The organism is Chromohalobacter marismortui (assembly GCF_004364315.1).
In the GTDB taxonomy this organism is placed as follows: domain Bacteria; phylum Pseudomonadota; class Gammaproteobacteria; order Pseudomonadales; family Halomonadaceae; genus Chromohalobacter; species Chromohalobacter marismortui.
In genome coordinates this window covers 106585-121457 of record NZ_SOBR01000005.1, presented here as the reverse complement: position 1 = coordinate 121457, position 14873 = coordinate 106585, and the positions used below count along the sequence as shown (strand labels likewise).

The 14873-nt window shown below is 62.0% G+C and carries 13 protein-coding genes; 5 read left to right on the top strand and 8 right to left on the bottom strand.

Annotated features, from left to right (window positions below):
• The first annotated feature begins 178 nt into the window (after positions 1-178).
• Positions 179-781, top strand: coding sequence for an exopolysaccharide biosynthesis protein (locus C8E00_RS12275; RefSeq protein WP_133697810.1), 603 nt, complete (start codon positions 179-181; stop codon positions 779-781).
• A gap of 10 nt (positions 782-791) precedes the next feature.
• Here C8E00_RS12275 and C8E00_RS12270 read toward each other — a convergent pair whose 3' ends face one another.
• Positions 792-1721: a LysR substrate-binding domain-containing protein gene (locus C8E00_RS12270; protein ID WP_133697809.1), complete on the bottom strand. Its 930-nt coding sequence runs from the start codon at positions 1719-1721 to the stop codon at positions 792-794.
• Positions 1722-1825: 104 nt separating this feature from the next.
• On the opposite strand from C8E00_RS12270, the gene C8E00_RS12265 reads away from it, so the two are divergent.
• Both C8E00_RS12265 and C8E00_RS12260 read left to right on the top strand, forming a co-directional pair.
• The gene (locus C8E00_RS12265) at positions 1826-2821 is read left to right on the top strand and encodes a DMT family transporter (protein ID WP_133697808.1); all 996 of its coding nucleotides are present in this window, start codon (positions 1826-1828) and stop codon (positions 2819-2821) included.
• A gap of 68 nt (positions 2822-2889) precedes the next feature.
• The gene (locus C8E00_RS12260) at positions 2890-3579 is read left to right on the top strand and encodes a DUF4396 domain-containing protein (protein WP_133697807.1); all 690 of its coding nucleotides are present in this window, start codon (positions 2890-2892) and stop codon (positions 3577-3579) included.
• A gap of 53 nt (positions 3580-3632) precedes the next feature.
• On the opposite strand, the gene argC is transcribed toward C8E00_RS12260, so the two are convergent.
• Complete coding sequence (gene argC / locus C8E00_RS12255) at positions 3633-4580, bottom strand: N-acetyl-gamma-glutamyl-phosphate reductase (RefSeq protein WP_133697806.1); 948 nt, start codon at positions 4578-4580, stop codon at positions 3633-3635.
• Between the two features lie 200 nt (positions 4581-4780).
• On the opposite strand from argC, the gene C8E00_RS12250 reads away from it, so the two are divergent.
• Entirely contained in the window at positions 4781-5461 is a 681-nt protein-coding gene (locus C8E00_RS12250) for a haloacid dehalogenase type II (protein ID WP_133697805.1), read from the top strand.
• Between the two features lie 134 nt (positions 5462-5595).
• On the top strand, positions 5596-7368 hold the full coding sequence (locus tag C8E00_RS12245) for a DUF748 domain-containing protein (RefSeq protein WP_133697804.1): 1773 nt from the start codon (positions 5596-5598) through the stop codon (positions 7366-7368).
• Positions 7369-7372: 4 nt separating this feature from the next.
• Here C8E00_RS12245 and C8E00_RS12240 read toward each other — a convergent pair whose 3' ends face one another.
• The 6 genes from C8E00_RS12240 to C8E00_RS12215 all read right to left on the bottom strand — a co-directional run bounded on the left by C8E00_RS12240 (position 7373) and on the right by C8E00_RS12215 (position 14869).
• On the bottom strand, positions 7373-8146 hold the full coding sequence (locus tag C8E00_RS12240) for a M90 family metallopeptidase (protein ID WP_133697803.1): 774 nt from the start codon (positions 8144-8146) through the stop codon (positions 7373-7375).
• Positions 8147-8186: 40 nt separating this feature from the next.
• Complete coding sequence (locus tag C8E00_RS12235; protein ID WP_133697802.1) at positions 8187-9758, bottom strand: carbon-nitrogen hydrolase family protein; 1572 nt, start codon at positions 9756-9758, stop codon at positions 8187-8189.
• Between the two features lie 158 nt (positions 9759-9916).
• The gene (gene nhaC / locus C8E00_RS12230) at positions 9917-11359 is read right to left on the bottom strand and encodes a Na+/H+ antiporter NhaC (RefSeq protein WP_133697801.1); all 1443 of its coding nucleotides are present in this window, start codon (positions 11357-11359) and stop codon (positions 9917-9919) included.
• Between the two features lie 43 nt (positions 11360-11402).
• Positions 11403-12725 (bottom strand): NAD(P)/FAD-dependent oxidoreductase, encoded by a 1323-nt coding sequence (locus C8E00_RS12225; protein WP_133697800.1) that lies wholly within the window; start codon positions 12723-12725, stop codon positions 11403-11405.
• Positions 12726-13028: 303 nt separating this feature from the next.
• Complete coding sequence (locus tag C8E00_RS12220) at positions 13029-13700, bottom strand: GntR family transcriptional regulator (protein ID WP_133697799.1); 672 nt, start codon at positions 13698-13700, stop codon at positions 13029-13031.
• A 221-nt stretch (positions 13701-13921) separates the two neighbouring features.
• Positions 13922-14869, bottom strand: a complete 948-nt coding sequence (locus tag C8E00_RS12215) for a dihydrodipicolinate synthase family protein (RefSeq protein ID WP_133697798.1) — start codon at positions 14867-14869, stop codon at positions 13922-13924.
• Between the last annotated feature and the right edge of the window lie 4 nt (positions 14870-14873).

Sequence of the window (14873 nt, the reverse complement as noted above, 5' to 3'; positions counted from 1 at the left end):
GACAACGCCACTTTAGCGCGTCACGAGGGAGCGGGCTTGAACGATATTGCGCACTTCGTGCCTTCGGCGTCTCGGTGGCGTACCGCCAAGGCCAGTACGGACTTGTCTGCTGCATGTCGGCATGGAGGACCGGGCCTGCTAGGCTGCAAGCTCGGTTCATGAAAGGCAGGGCGCGTGCATGTCGGAAAGGGAACATCAGGAACTCGCGGGATTGGCTCACTTGCTCGAGCGGATCGAGCAGGCGCCCCGGCGCGATAATGGACGTGCTCAGCTCGGTGACTTGTTGGCGTCGGTAGGGCAGGGGTCGTTTGGTACCTTGCTGCTGGTGCCGGGGGTGATCACGCTATTCCCATTGGTGGGCGATATCCCCGGCGTGCCGACATTGATGGCGCTGCTAGTCCTGCTGGTGGCCGGGCAATTATTGATAGGACGTCGTACATTCTGGCTGCCGCAATGGCTTTTGAAGCGCTCGGTTTCCCGAGCCAAGCTGGACAAGGCGGTGGCCTGGATGCGTAAGCCGGCCCGGGCCATCGACCGCTTGTTGAAACCGCGCTTGCCTTGGTTGACGCAGCGTGCCGGGACCTATCTCATCGCGATTGTCTGCTTTCTCATCGCCCTGGCGATGCCACTGATGGAAGTGGTGCCCTTTTCGGCCAATGGCGCGGGGCTGGCCTTGATGATGTTCGGCCTGTCGCTGATGGCCAACGATGGTCTCTGGGCGCTGCTGGCGCTGATTCTCACCGGCGGCACGGTGGGGGGTGTCGCTTACACCTTGTTGTAATTCCCCACCTTTAGAAGGCGCTCTCACCGCCATGATCGGCGTGAAACTCGTGCTGCAGCCAGTCCAGCAGTGCCAGCGTTTCCACCCGTGATCGCGCGCCTTGTCGTGTATACACTGAGAGCGCGTCGCTGAGCGGCAGTGAGGCATCGATCGGGCGCACGAGTTGGCCGTTTTGCACCAGGCGCTCGGCCGTGCGCCGCCAGCCCAGGGCGATACCGTGCCCGGCAAGTGCCGCCTGGAGGACGAGCGGATAACTATTGAAGATCATGCCGTTTCCCAGGATGGGGACAGCGTGCCCCATGGCGCGTAGCCAACTATCCCACTCGAACCAGTCCGGTGTGTCTGCCCGATGGTGGAGTAGACGGTGCTCGGTGAGGTTCGTCAGCGTGATGGGAGCGGGCTGTGCGGCGAAATAGTCGGGGCTGCAAATCGGAAAGATCTCGTCGGAGGCGGTGAAGGACAGCGCGTGGCTGCCGCTGGGACGCCCGCTGGTCTGTAGCGCGACATCGAAATAATCGTGATGCTCGACTACCGGGCGCGTCGAGGTGACGAGACGTACCTCGATGTCCGGATGCTGCCGGTTGAACGCGGCGAGACGTGGCATGACCCAGTAGAAAGCCTCGCAGAGCTGGCAGAAGAGCACCACCACACCGTCATGCACTTCCTCTCGCAAGGTATTGGCATGCGTTGCGACGCTCTCCAATGCGGTACTCACCGTGCGACCGAATTCGCGACCGGCGGCGGTGAGGAAGACACCCCGGTTGCGACGCTCGAATAACGCTACGCCGAGGTTTTCCTCCAGCGCGCGAATCTGGCGGCTGACGGCGGCCTGGGTGAGATGCAGCTCATCGGCGGCACGCGAGAAGCTTTCCAGACGCGCAGCAGCCTCGAAGGGCATCAGGCTGGCGAGTGGAGGCAAGGCCTTGCCTAGACGGTTCATATGCGATTCATAACCACAGCTCATGGAAAGTGACGTATAACTCGTTTGTCGTGCATGCCTGGGACGCGCACCCTTGAGCGGCTTCTTGCTCAGGGAGAACGTCCATGAAGCCGATAATGGGGACACGAGCCTCAGAATGGCAAGGCCTCGGTTGTATCGTCGTCTCGGTCTTCTGTCTCTCGATGGCCGACGCACTGGTTAAGTATATCAGCGATGACGTGGGTGTTTGGCAGTTGTACATGCTGCGTGCGCTGTTGGCGTCGCCGCTTTTGGGGGTGTTGCTTGGAAGGCGTGGTGTGATGCGTCTGGGGCGAGCTCTGCGGCACCGTTGGGTGCTGGTCAGAACCGGCCTTTTGATGGCCATGTGGTTGACCTTCTATGCCGCGCTGCCAACGTTGACGCTCTCCATGGCGGCGGTGGCGTTGTACACCTCGCCGCTGTTCATTGCCTTGTTCGCTGCCTGGTGGGCCGGTGAACGCTTGTCGGCTGGGGGCTGGTGGGGGATTGCCCTGGGATTTGCCGGCGTGGTGTTGATATTGCGCCCGGGGACGTCGCATTTCACGCCCACGGTGGTCCTGCCGCTGCTGGCGGCGGTGTGTTATGCGCTGGCTTGTGTGGTGACGCGTGTTCATTGTCGCGACGAAGCGCCACTGGTGCTGTCCGGGGCCTTGAACGTGGGGTTTTTGGGCATGGGCGTCGCAGGATGTATTGGCGTGACGTTGTTCGCCGGAGTCCCCGTGCACACGACGTCCTTTCTGACGTTGCCCTGGCAATCCGTGGCGCCCGCTACCTGGGGAGTGCTCGGTGGCCTGGCGGTGCTGTTCGTGCTGGCCAGCAGCACGGTGGCCAAGGCCTATCAAATAGCCCCGGCCGCGCTGATCGGCGTGTTCGACTATGCCTATCTCGTCTTTGCGGCGGGATGGAGCTGGTGGTTGTTCGAAGCGCCCCCCGACATGCCCACCGTGCTGGGCATGGCTTGCGTGGGGCTGGCGGGTGGTCTCGTCTGGCGCTGCGGAGCGGGACGCGTACACGCGGATAGCGCCCTAGCGAGTCGTGATATCGCGCCTTGCCCACCAACCTATGGGCGGGAATCAGGTTGAGTCAGGCGCGATCATTCCCTATACCTAGGGGGCACGCTTTTATTTCAACACGGACAAGGAGTTGTCGCATGTTGACCCTCGTTTCCTGGCTATTCATCGCGCTGGGCGTAGCCACGGCATTGGCCATAGCACTGGATGTGGCCAAACGTCCGCAGCCGATGACGATCATGAACGTGACGTGGCCGGTCACCGGCCTGTATATGCCGATCGTAGGCTGGTGGGCGTATGCGAAAATGGGGCGCGCTGCACCCTCGGCGGGCGATGAAGAGCATCATGGTCACGGCCATGGTCATGCGCATCACCATCATGGTGACAAGCCCAAGTGGCAGGGCGTTTTCGTGTCGGCCACGCACTGCGGGGGCGGTTGCACCGCAGGCGATGTCGTCACTGCGCCGCTGGCGACGCTGACCGGGTTCGCCCTGCTTGGGTCGGCGACGTTGGGCCACTTCGTGCTGGCCTTCATCGGGGCGTATCTCTTCGGCATCTTATTCCAATACTTGCCGATTCGGGGCATGAGCGATAGCGGCCCACGCAAGGCCCTGATCGATGCCATCAAGGCGGATACGCTCTCGCTGATCGCCTTTCAGGCCGGCATGTACGTCTGGATGCTGATCGCCATTCATGGCTGGATGGGCGAGATGAACGCTTTCTCGGTGACGTTCTGGTTCATGATGCAGATCGCCATGCTGATCGGCTTCGCGACGTCCTATCCGGCCAACTGGTTATTGATCGACCGGGGTATCAAGCATGCGATGTAAGGCGGCGCGAGCGGCGCACGGTGTCCCGCGCGCCGAGCACTGAGTCGAGGGGGTCATGCCGAGAGGCCGCTGGCCTCGTCTAGGCCCAGGTGCAGGTTCATGCTCTGCACCGCGGCACCGGCGGCGCCCTTGCCGAGGTTGTCCAGCCGAGCGACGAGTGAAACCTGCTCATGGTTGCCGAACACGAACAGGTCGACCCGGTTGGTATCGTTGCAGCCCTGCACCTCGAAGAAGCCGCCATCGAGATTGGCCGGATCCTCGAGGGGCATGACGCGGACGAAGGTCTCGCCCGCGTAATGATCGGCGTATGCCTTGCGCAGCGCCTCCGCCGTGGTGCCGGGGCTAAGCTGGTCGACATGCAGGGGAATCGTCACCGAGAGGCCCTTGAGGAAGGGGCCGACGATCGGCAGGAAAACCGGGGCGCGCTCGAGCCCACCGTGCACGCGCATCTCCGGCAGGTGCTTGTGGGTCAGCCCCATGGCGTAGGGGCGCGGGGCGGCCAGGCGGTCGTCATGACCGGCCTCGTACTCGGCGATCAGCTTCTTGCCGCCGCCGCTGTAACCGGTGATCGAATGGGCCGTCAGCGGCGTGTCGGTGGGCAACAGGCCGGCCTCGACCAGCGGCCGGGTGAGCATGATGAAGGCACTGGCATGGCAGCCCGGATTGGCGATGCGCTTGCTGTCGCGAATGGCGTCACGCTGGCCCGGCGTCAGTTCGGGAAGCCCATAGGTCCACTCGGCATCGGTGCGAAAGGCCGTGCTGGCATCGATCAGGCAGGTGTCTGGGTTGTCGAGCAGCGCCGCGGCCTCGCGAGAAGCGGCATCGGGCAGGCACAGAAAGGCCACATCGGCGGCGTTGAGCAGGCGTGCGCGTTCGGTGGCATCCTTGCGCTTGTCGCTATCGATGCGCAGCAGTTCGATATCCTCGCGTGCCTCGAGATAATCCAGCAGCCGCAGCCCCGTGGTGCCTTCCTGACCGTCTACGTATACCTTGAATGCCATGGGAAATTCGTCGCCTCGTTGACCGGATTCGTGCATGCCGGCAGCGCCTGCCAGCGTATCGTCCTCCATTGTGCGTCGATGCGCCCGCGCTGTCATGTTTGCGGGTGTCAATCCGCTTGTCGTGGCTTGCAAAAACGACCAATCTGGGAGGAGTCAGGATGTTGCGTCACCCACTGAGAGAAGCGTGATAAGGACGACATATGAATAAGCGTGTGTTGGCTTTCGATGTCTACGGCACCTTGATCGATACCCACGGTGTCGTGGAAGCCTTGAACAAGGAATTGGGCGATACCGACATGGCGTTGCCTTTTTCGCAACGTTGGCGGGATAAACAACTCGAATTTGCCTTCCGCCGTTCGCTGATGGGGGCCTATGCGAGCTTCGCCGATTGCACGCGCGATGCGTTGGAATTCACCGACCGTGCCATGGGCAGCCAGCTTTCGGAGGTCGCCAAGGATCGGTTGATGGCGCTTTATGGGCGCTTGCCGGCGTTTTCCGATGTCGCGGCGGGGTTGGCCCGCTTGAGCGATGCCGGCATGCGCTGCGTGGCATTTTCCAATGGTACCCAGGAAGCGGTGACCGGCTTGCTGACCCAGGCGGGCCTGCGCGAGCGGTTCGACGCCATCGTCAGCGTCGACGCCATCAAGCGCTTCAAGCCCGACCCCGCCGTGTACGCCTACCTGCGCCAATGCACCGAGTCGCACGCTGCCGATACCTGGCTGATTTCCAGCAATTCCTTCGACATCATCGGCGCCAAGTATGCCGGCTTGCACGCGGCCTGGGTACGTCGCAGCGCGGAGGCGCCCTTCGACCCTTGGGGCGATGAGCCCGACATGACGGTGAGCGATATCGGTGAACTGGCCGAACGCCTGGTGAGATGATCTCGGCGAGATATGCTCAGCCACCCTGACGCCGGAAATCACGTGCCAACCCGTCGAGAAGGTGCTCAGACTGGGGGGCGTTTTCGACTGTCTGGATGCGCCTTCATCCATGATCCGACAAAGCGGGAAACGGTATGCCGCACTCCCATCGCAGCACGGCACCTTCGGCGCGCCAGCGTCGCCTTGGCATAGCACTGAGTATGCTGGCGGCGCTGGTGCTGCTCTTGCTGATCGCCTGGCTGTGGGCGTTGCCGGCGTATATCGATCAGCGCCTCAGTCAGGCACTGACCGAGCGTAGCGGTCGCCAGGTCACCATCGATGACGTCACCCTCACGCCGTGGCGCCACCAAGTGACGCTCGACGGACTGCGTATCGCCGGTCAGGCCGACACGCCGGTATTCTCGAGTCGCCGGGTGGTGGCGATCCTCGACTGGCATTCGCTGTTCGAGCCTGGCTGGCGTTTCGAGCGGATCGATCTAACAGCACCGCGGCTACAACTGATCTGGCGCGCGAGCGGGGAATGGAATCTGGTCAAGCTCTTCGGCGGCACCGGCAGTGGGGAAGCGATGCCGCTGCGCATCACCCGGCTCACCGTCAGCGATGGCCGGCTGGACTGGATCAATCGACGCCTTGACGAGCCGCTGACGCTGAGCCTGCAACGTCTCGATCTGGAGGCACGCGATTATGACAATCGCGATGATCGGCCCTTCACCCTGCAAGGCCAGGCGAAATGGAATGGCGGTACTCTGAAAGGCAACGGCGAGATGGGGTTCGCGCCATGGACGCTGGATATCGAGCTCGACGCGGACCAGGTACCGCTGACGACGCTGTCGGGCTATCTGGCGCAGGTCGTTCGCGCCGCGCCGGCGGCGGGTTCGCTAGGCGCGCAGATTCGATTGCGTGCGGGCCGTGCCAGCGACACTGGTACGCGTATCCACGGTCAGGGCGAGATTGCAGGACTCGAGATGCGTGACCCTGCAACGGATGAGCCGGTCGCCCGCGCCGAGCGCGTCTCCATCACGGGGCTGACGTTCACCAGTGCACAGCCTGAGCTCATCGTCGAGCAAATATCGCTTGCGGCCCCTTGGCTTGAGGTGACGATCGACGAGCAACTCGACACCAATCTCGATGTCTGGCGCCCGCCGCAGCAAACGGGCGGTGGGTCTGAAGGCACCGGCATACGCTACACGTTCGATACCTTGATCATCGAACGTGGCGCGGTGGCCTTCACGGATCGTCACTTGCCACGCCCCTTCGAGATCGATTTCTCGGCACTCAATGGCAAGTGGCAGGCGATCAATTCCGCGCAAGCGGGTGATGGCCAGTTGTTGCTCGAGGGACAGGTGTCCGACGGCTCGCCACTGCGTATCGAGGGGGCCTTCGACCCTCTCAGCGACGCCCTGAACGGCAATCTGAATCTGCATTTCGAGCGTCTCGATCTCGAAACCTTTGCCCCCTATCTTCGCAAGTTCGGTGGGTATGCTGTCGAAGGTGGCCAAGCGACACTGAATCTCGATTATCGGCTCGTGCAAGGCCGCTTGATCGCCAAGAATCATGTCGTGCTGCATCGGCTCGAGCTCGGCGAGGAGGTCAATGCCTCGGCCACCGACCTGCCGCTCAAGACCCTGCTCGACGTACTGAAGAGCGAAGACGGGGTGATCGAGCTCGATATTCCCATGCACCTACCCCTCGATGAGCCCAGCGCAGTGGATTTTGGCAGTGTGATCGGTCAGGCGATCCGCGAGGCGCTCGAAAACTTGGTGACGTCACCGTTGGAAACGCTCTCCGCCGTGGTCGATGACGATGGTGAGCGTCGCGAGAACGGCACGGAAGATGGCAGCGGCGAAAGCGACAAACGCAGCGAGGCGGGCCCAGCGCTTTACGAGCGGGCCCGGACCATTCAGTAAGCATTCAGTGGGATGGGCAACGTTGTAGCGGCTGCTGCCGGAAGTAACGCGCGAGCAGTGCGTAAAGCTCGGGATAGGCGGCGTCGAGGATGTCCGGTGCGGTGAAGAAGTACTCGCAGCAGACCGCGAAGCATTCGCCGGGATGGCTGGCGGCGTAATCGTCGATGGGCGGCGCCTCGCCGCGCGCCAGGTGCGCCTGAAGGTCGTCCCAGACGCCGGTGAAGACGCGGTGCCAGTCTCGGGCATCGATAGCGCGCGGCAAGGGCGGGAAGCCGTCGGCGTCCAGCGAGTTGCCCATGTCCAGCTTGTGGGCGAACTCGTGGATGATGACGTTGAAGCCGCCCCAGTCGCCGCTTTCCTGAATGTCCGACAATGCCAGGACGATGGGCCCCTGATGCCAGGTCTCGCCGACGCGTTCGTCCTCGTATTCGTGGATCACGCCCGCCTCGTCCATTTCCTCGACCTTGCGGCGGAAGGCCTCCGGCAGCACGCGTACCTCGTGGACGTTGGCGAAGGCGTCACGGGCCTCGTCTTCCGACCAGTGAAGCGTCATCAGGCACGCCTGGGCGACCAGGGCCAGGCGTGCGGGCAGGTCGAACAGTTCGTCGTCGAACAGCGCAAGTCGCTTGCGACGCAGAAAGGACCAGGCGCGTTCGCCGAGGCGTCGGACATCCTCCTCGGGAAGCGCCTGCAACAGCGGCACCCGCGCGAGACCTTCGGCCCAGGCCTCGGCGGGGAAGGGATGACGCTCGCTGCGCCAGGCGTTCCACCATTTCATGACTGGGCTCCTTCTCGCCGTTTGCCGGCAGCGTCTCGGCTCAGGCGTCGTCCTGACGCGAGCCCGATTTCCACGACCAGTCGCGCCAGCGCAGGTCGAACAGGTCCTGGCGGCGATCTTTCAGATTGGTCACCGAGCCTTCGTTGCGCACCACCGTGAGGCGGGTCAGGTCGAGATCCGAGAACATGATCATCTCGGTGTTGGGGGTGGTCTCGGCCAGTACCGCATCGTGGGGGAAGGCGAAATCCGAAGGCGAGAACACCGAGGACTGCGCGTACTGAATCTCCATGTTCTCGATCGACGGCACGTTACCGACGCTGCCGCACAGCACCACATAGCATTCGTTTTCGATGGCGCGGGCCTGAGAGCAATGGCGCACGCGCAGGTAGCCGTTCTTGGTATCGGTCCAGAACGGCACGAAGAGAATGTCCATGTCCTGATCGGCGAGCAGCCGCGAGAGCTCCGGGAACTCGACGTCGTAGCAGATCAGAATGCCGATCCGCCCGGCATCGGTGTCGAAGACGCGTAGGTCATCGCCGCCCTCGATGATCCAATCGCGTCGCTCCTGAGGCGTGATGTGCAGTTTGGCCTGGGCCTCGATGTCGCCGTCGCGGTGGAAGAGATAGGAGATATTGTAGAGATGCCCGTCGTCGTGTTCCTCGATCATCGAGCCGGCGATGATGTTGATGTTGTAGGACACCGCCATGCGCGACAGCTCGGTCTTGAAATGTTCGGTGAAGCCGGCCAGAAAGCGAATGGCGGCGATCTGGTCCTGTTGCGCGGCACGATCCTGCAGGCCCATCAGTGGCGCGTTGAAGAGCTCCGGAAAGACCGCGAAGTCACTTTGGTAATCGGACAGTGCATCGATGAAGTATTCGGCCTGTTGCAGCACCGCCTCCACCGAGGAGAACTCGCGCATTTGCCACTGCACCGCGCCCACACGCACCTGGGTCTTGCGCGTGTCGAGTACCGACTCTGCAGGCTCGAAAAGGATGTTGTTCCACTCGAGCAGGGTCGCGTAGCCCTGGGATTTTTCATCCTCCGGCAGATACTTGCGCAGCAGTCGCTTGACCTGGAAGTCGTTGGCCAGCTGGAAGGAGAGGATGGGGTCGTGTATCTCCTTGCGCGAGACCTGATCCAGGTACTCGGCCGGCGACATTTCGTTGGCGTACTGGTGATAGTTGGGAATCCGTCCGCCGGCGAGGATGGCGCGCATATTCAAGGATTTACACAGATCCTTGCGGGCTTCGTAGAGGCGCCGGCCGAGCCGATAACCGCGATAGGCCGGATCGATCAACACGTCCAGGCCATACATGGCGTCGCCCTCGGGAGCGTTGAGAATGATCTCCCGCTGGTCCATCAGATCGTCGTAGCGGTGCGGGTTGGAAAACTCTTCATAGTCGACGCGGGCGGTCAAGGCCACGCCGACCAGGGTTTGATCATCCTCGATGGCAATCTGTCCGTCGGGGAACTCGCTGATCAAGCGCTCGATGGTGCGTTTTGGCCACGCGCCGCCGATATCATGATAGACGCGGTCCATCAGCGTCTTGAGCTGCGGATAGTCCTCGGGCGTCAGGTTGCGAAGATTGAGGTGAAGATCGTCGAGGGACATGTGGGCGTCCTGCGTTGCGGATACGAAAGTGGCGTCAGTGTATCACGCAGGGTGCGTGGCCCATGAGCCAACGATCGGGCAGTGGAAAGCCCCACGCGACTGACAAGCCCTGCACGGGGCAGGGCTTGTCGGGTGATGAGAGAACTATCGGTGCCGTGCTAGGAGGCTTGGAAGCTCTGCCGCGCGTTGGCGCTGCCTTGACTGTCAGCCTGGGGCTGAGTCCGCCAGATGGCGATGTTGGCATAGCCATAGAATATCGAGATCGCGATCACCAGCATGTGGTACCAAAGGAAGGGAAGATAGGCCATGGTCGAGACACCGAGGGTGGTGGCCATGAAGACACCGCCGTCGGTCCAGGGCACCATGGGGGTGGTGATGGTGCCGCCGGCTTCGGTATTGCGCGAGAGCACTCGCCGATCCACGCCCTGATCGTCATAGTTCTTCTCGGTGATGGTGCTGGCGGTGATGAGTGACACATAGGCTGCGCCGCCGAAGAAGTTACCGAAAAAGCCACCCAGCATGGTCGATACCGTCAAGCGGCCCGGGTTGCTGGCCCAGCGCAGAAAACCATTGCTGATGGTCTTGAGGATGCCCACCTGGCTCATCAGGCCACCGAGGCCCAAGGCAAACAGAATCAGTGCCACGACACCGAGCATGGATTCGATACCGCCGCGGTTGAGCAGCGTGTTGAGAAACTCCACCTCGGAGTGCATGTCATTGCCCACATAGGCGATGCGAATGGCATCGATGGGGCCGACACCTTGGGCCCACCAGGCACAGATGCTGCCCAGGACCGCGCCGAAGGTGATGACTGGAATCGCCGGATAGCGGCGGGTCAGCAGTCCGATCACGATGACCGCCGGCAGCAGTAGCCAAGGAGTGATGGTGAAGTTGGTCTCGAGCGCTTGCATGGCGACGGTGGCGCGCGAGGTGTCCATATCCACGTTGATATAGAAGAACCCGACGACCAGAAACAGAATTGATGCGACTGGTATGGCAAGCGCGCTGACCGTCATCATCGAACGGATGTGGTCGATCAGGTTGACCTTGCACAGCGAGGCGGTCATCACCGTGGTGTCGGATAGCGGCGACATCTTGTCGCCGACGTAAGCACCGGAGATGACCGCGCCGGCTACCAGCGGGAGCGGAATGCCGAAGCTGTGACCGATACCCATCATGGCCACCCCGGCGGTGCCTGCGGTCCCGAAAGAAGTACCGGTGGATAGTGAGGTCAGGGCGCAGATCACGAAGGCGGCGAACAGGAAGATCTGCGGGTTCATCACCGTCAGCCCGTAATAGATGATGCTGGGCACGATCCCCCCGGCGATCCAGGTACCGATCAGCGCGCCGACGGTGGTGAGCACCAACACGGCTTCCATGCCGTTGTGGATGCCGTCGATGAGGCCGTCTTGCATGGCGGTGTAGGACATCTTGAGCCTCAGGCCTAGTGCCATGACCAGGAACCAGGAGGCGAACAGCGCAAGCTGAATGGGCAGCCCGAGCACATTGATGCTGAGGAACATGATGGCGATGAAGCCCACCATGACCGTCAACACCTCACTCATGCTGGGTAGCCTTGCAGTGGCATTGGATGAGGACATGATATCTCCTTTGATCTTGTTGTCTGACTTGAAGGGATTGCGTTTAGAAGCGATCGAGCCGGTAGGGTGCCAACTCGGGAAGTGCTTGGTTGTGAGTAGATGGAGCGCACCGGGTTGCACCAGCGCCCGGCGTTCCTGGCGTTGCCAGCCCAGCGATCATCTCGGCTGTTACCGCGGCCTGGGTCAGCCCCAGATGGTGGTGTCCGAACGCCAGCAACACCCGACTGTCTTGCGCGCTATCAATGACGGGCAATGAGTCGGGTAGCGAGGGACGAAAGCCCATCCAGGGCGTTGCCTCGGTGGTATCGAGTGGCGTCTTGAAAAGCCCCTGACTCAAGCGATGCAGTTGCCAGGCCCTTTCCATGTTGGGTGGTCGCTTGAGACCTGCGAACTCGACGGTACCCGCCAGGCGCAGACCATCCGACATCGGTGTCATGATGAAGCGACGCTCCAGCGACGTGACCGCCATGGGTAGACGCGATTGCTCGCCGGGTAGCATCAGGTGATAACCGCGCTCGGTATCCAGCGGTACTCGTTTACCGGTGAGGTGGGCGGTGAGCGACGCCGAGTGCGCGCCGCAGGCCACCAGCACCTGACGGCAGTGGAGCCGTCCCAGGGCAGTCGTCTCGAGCGTGACTCCCTGGGCATGAACGTGGCCGGAGACGACTTCGTCCTGGCAGAACGTGACGCCCTCCGACTTGGCCGCCGTCACCAGACGCTGGACGACTGCGAGCGGGTCGACGACATGACCGGTCGCAGGAAAGAACAGGCCGCCGTGAATCGACTCGGACAGTTGTGGCGCCACATTGCGGATGGCGTTTCCCGACCAGGATTCGACCGGCACGCCCTGCGTTGCCATGCAGGCTTTCAGCGTTTGCAGGTCGGTGAGGGAGCTTTCCCGCTCGTAGACCATGAAGGAGCCGTCTTGCTTCAACAGGTGGGCGCCATCGACCGTGTCGAGGAGCCGGCGCCAGGCATCGAGGCTCGCCTCGTTGAGTGCCCGTAGCCCGCTGGTGCTGGCCTGGTAGGGCGTTGGACGGAGATTCGACAGCAACCGGGTGAACCAGGGCAGCGCCTTGGGAAGGTAGCGCCAGTCCAGGCGCAGCGGCCCCATGGGGTCCATCAGCATGCCAGGCAGGCGTTTGAGGATCGACGCATCGGCGATGGGAAAGACCTGCTCGGTGGCCATGTGACCCGCGTTGCCGAAGGAAGCCCCCATGCCGGGTGCCTGCTTGTCCACCACCATCACGTTCAAGCCTCGGCGACTCAGCGCGAGGGCGCAGGCGATACCGATCACGCCGGCGCCGATGACGGTAACGTCTGTCGGCTCGGCATTGTCGTGGACGGCCTGATCCTGTGAGCCCATGGAGATTTCCTCGCAGGTGGTGTGTTTTTCTTTGTCGATTGTATAAAATATAAGATATGTCGATGCCGGCTTCAATAGCCGTCGACCAAAGTCGTGACGCGATTCATGAATGCGATGCCGGCAGTGGAGAGCCGCAATGACAGCCAGGAGGAAATGCAGGGTGTCTGGCCGTCTGGGGAGGAGGCGAGGGGAGCAGCGAACGTCAGTATCGATGCGCCCGGAGGTGCATCGCTGGCAGGTCAAGGACCTAGGGAGGCCCGGGGGATGAACGTGCTCGTCGAAGAGAGAGTAGGCGCTGCGGCGCTAGGGAGCCTCCGCCTGCTTCGCGCGTTCGTCCAGAAGCGCGACGATGCCTTCGCAGGCTTCCTGTATATGCGTCTTCAACAATTCGCAGGCCTTGTCGGCATCGCGTTGGCGGGCTAGTTCGAGCAGGCCGTGATGCTCTCGTTCGGCTTTCTCGATTTCCTGCGTATAGACCAGTTGCATACGAATGTAGCGATCGGACTTGGTATTCAACTGGCTGATCAACGACAGCGTTTCAGGCAAGTCTGCCGGGGCGTACAGCGCCTGGTGGAAGGCGAAGTTGTACTCGCTCCAGTTATCGATATCGCCGCCCGAATTCAGCGCTTCATCGTACTTGAGCAGGATGTCTTCGGCCTTTTTCAGATTCGCGTCGGTGAGGCCATTCATGGCATGGCGCAGAACGTAGGTCTCGAGCAGTACGCGCAGATCGAACAGTTCGCGAATCTTGGCCACGGAAAGCTCGGTGGTGAAGGCGCCCCGATGGGCATGAAACTCGACCAGCCCTTCGGATTCCAGGGTCAGCAGGGCTTCACGGACGGGGATGCGGCTGACGTCGTAATCTCTGGCCAAAGCATCTTGTCGCAGTTGAGTACCGCCCTTGAACTCACCGCCCAGTATGCGTCCGCGCAGGTCATCCGCGACGAATTGCGCGCGTGTCTTGTAAGTTGCCATGGTCGGCCTCTGCCGAAGATTGGATTTCGCATACTGTATACAAACTGCAGTGAATGTCCAAGATGAAGACATGAGCTCACCGGCGCCATCTCATGCGTCTGAGAAGCAGCAGGCTCCTGCACCCGAAAAGGGAGCCGGGAGGTCGCAGACCTCCCGGTAGATAGTGACGCGATCTGCCAGGGTGCCGTTGGACAGTGCGTCGTATCAGGCAGGGAGTTGCCTCAGGTGGTGCTCAAGGTGGCGGACCAGTTCGCGTACCAGGTACGGAATAGCTCGTATTGGGTTTCGATGTAGTGTCGCTGGGCATCACTGAGGGCATCGGTCTCGTTGAAATGCAGCGTATACTCGTGTTCGCCATTGAGTACCATCAGGTGCTTGTAATAGAGGACCAGGTCGGCGCCCTCGTCGAAGGAGGACAGCACGCCGAGTGCTTCTTCGAGCTCCTTGGCCTGACGGCGCGCGACCACATCCCCCTGGGCGGCTTGCTTGCTGAGGGTCACGAGATGCAGCACTTCGCGGGGCAAGGCGTTGCCGATACCGGTGATGGCGCCGGTGGCGCCGCAGTTGACGAAGCCGTGATAGACGGTGGTGTCGACGCCGACCATCAGGGTGACGTCAGCGTCCTGTGAGGTGATGTGTTCCGCCGCGTAACGTAAGTCGTCGGCGCCGCCGAACTCCTTGAAACCGATCAGATTCGCGTGCTGGGCGCGCAATGCGAAGAACAGGTCGGCGCGGGTGGCGAAGCCGTAGTGAGGACTGTTGTAGATTACCGCCGGAAGGTCGGGCGCGGCATCCAGAATGGCCGAGAAGTGCGCCTTCTGCGCGGTGGCGGACGTGCCGCGAGACAGCACGCGGGGAATGACCATCAGTCCATGAGCGCCGACCTTGGCCGCATGCGCCGCATGGGAAACAGCTTCCTTGGAGTTGACCGCTCCGGTGCCGACGATGGTCGGGATGCCCGCCTCGACCAGACGTGCGACGCCTTCCTGACGTTGCGCTTCGCTCAGCAGCGGCCAGTCGCCCATGGAACCGCAGTACACCACGCCGCTCATGCCCAGTTCGATCAGTTCACGGCCCTTGGCTACCAAGGCGTCGAAATCCGGTTGTCGGTCGGCGGTGCATGGCGTCATCAGTGCGGGAATGCAACCGGTAAAGATGGCATCGTTCATCGTT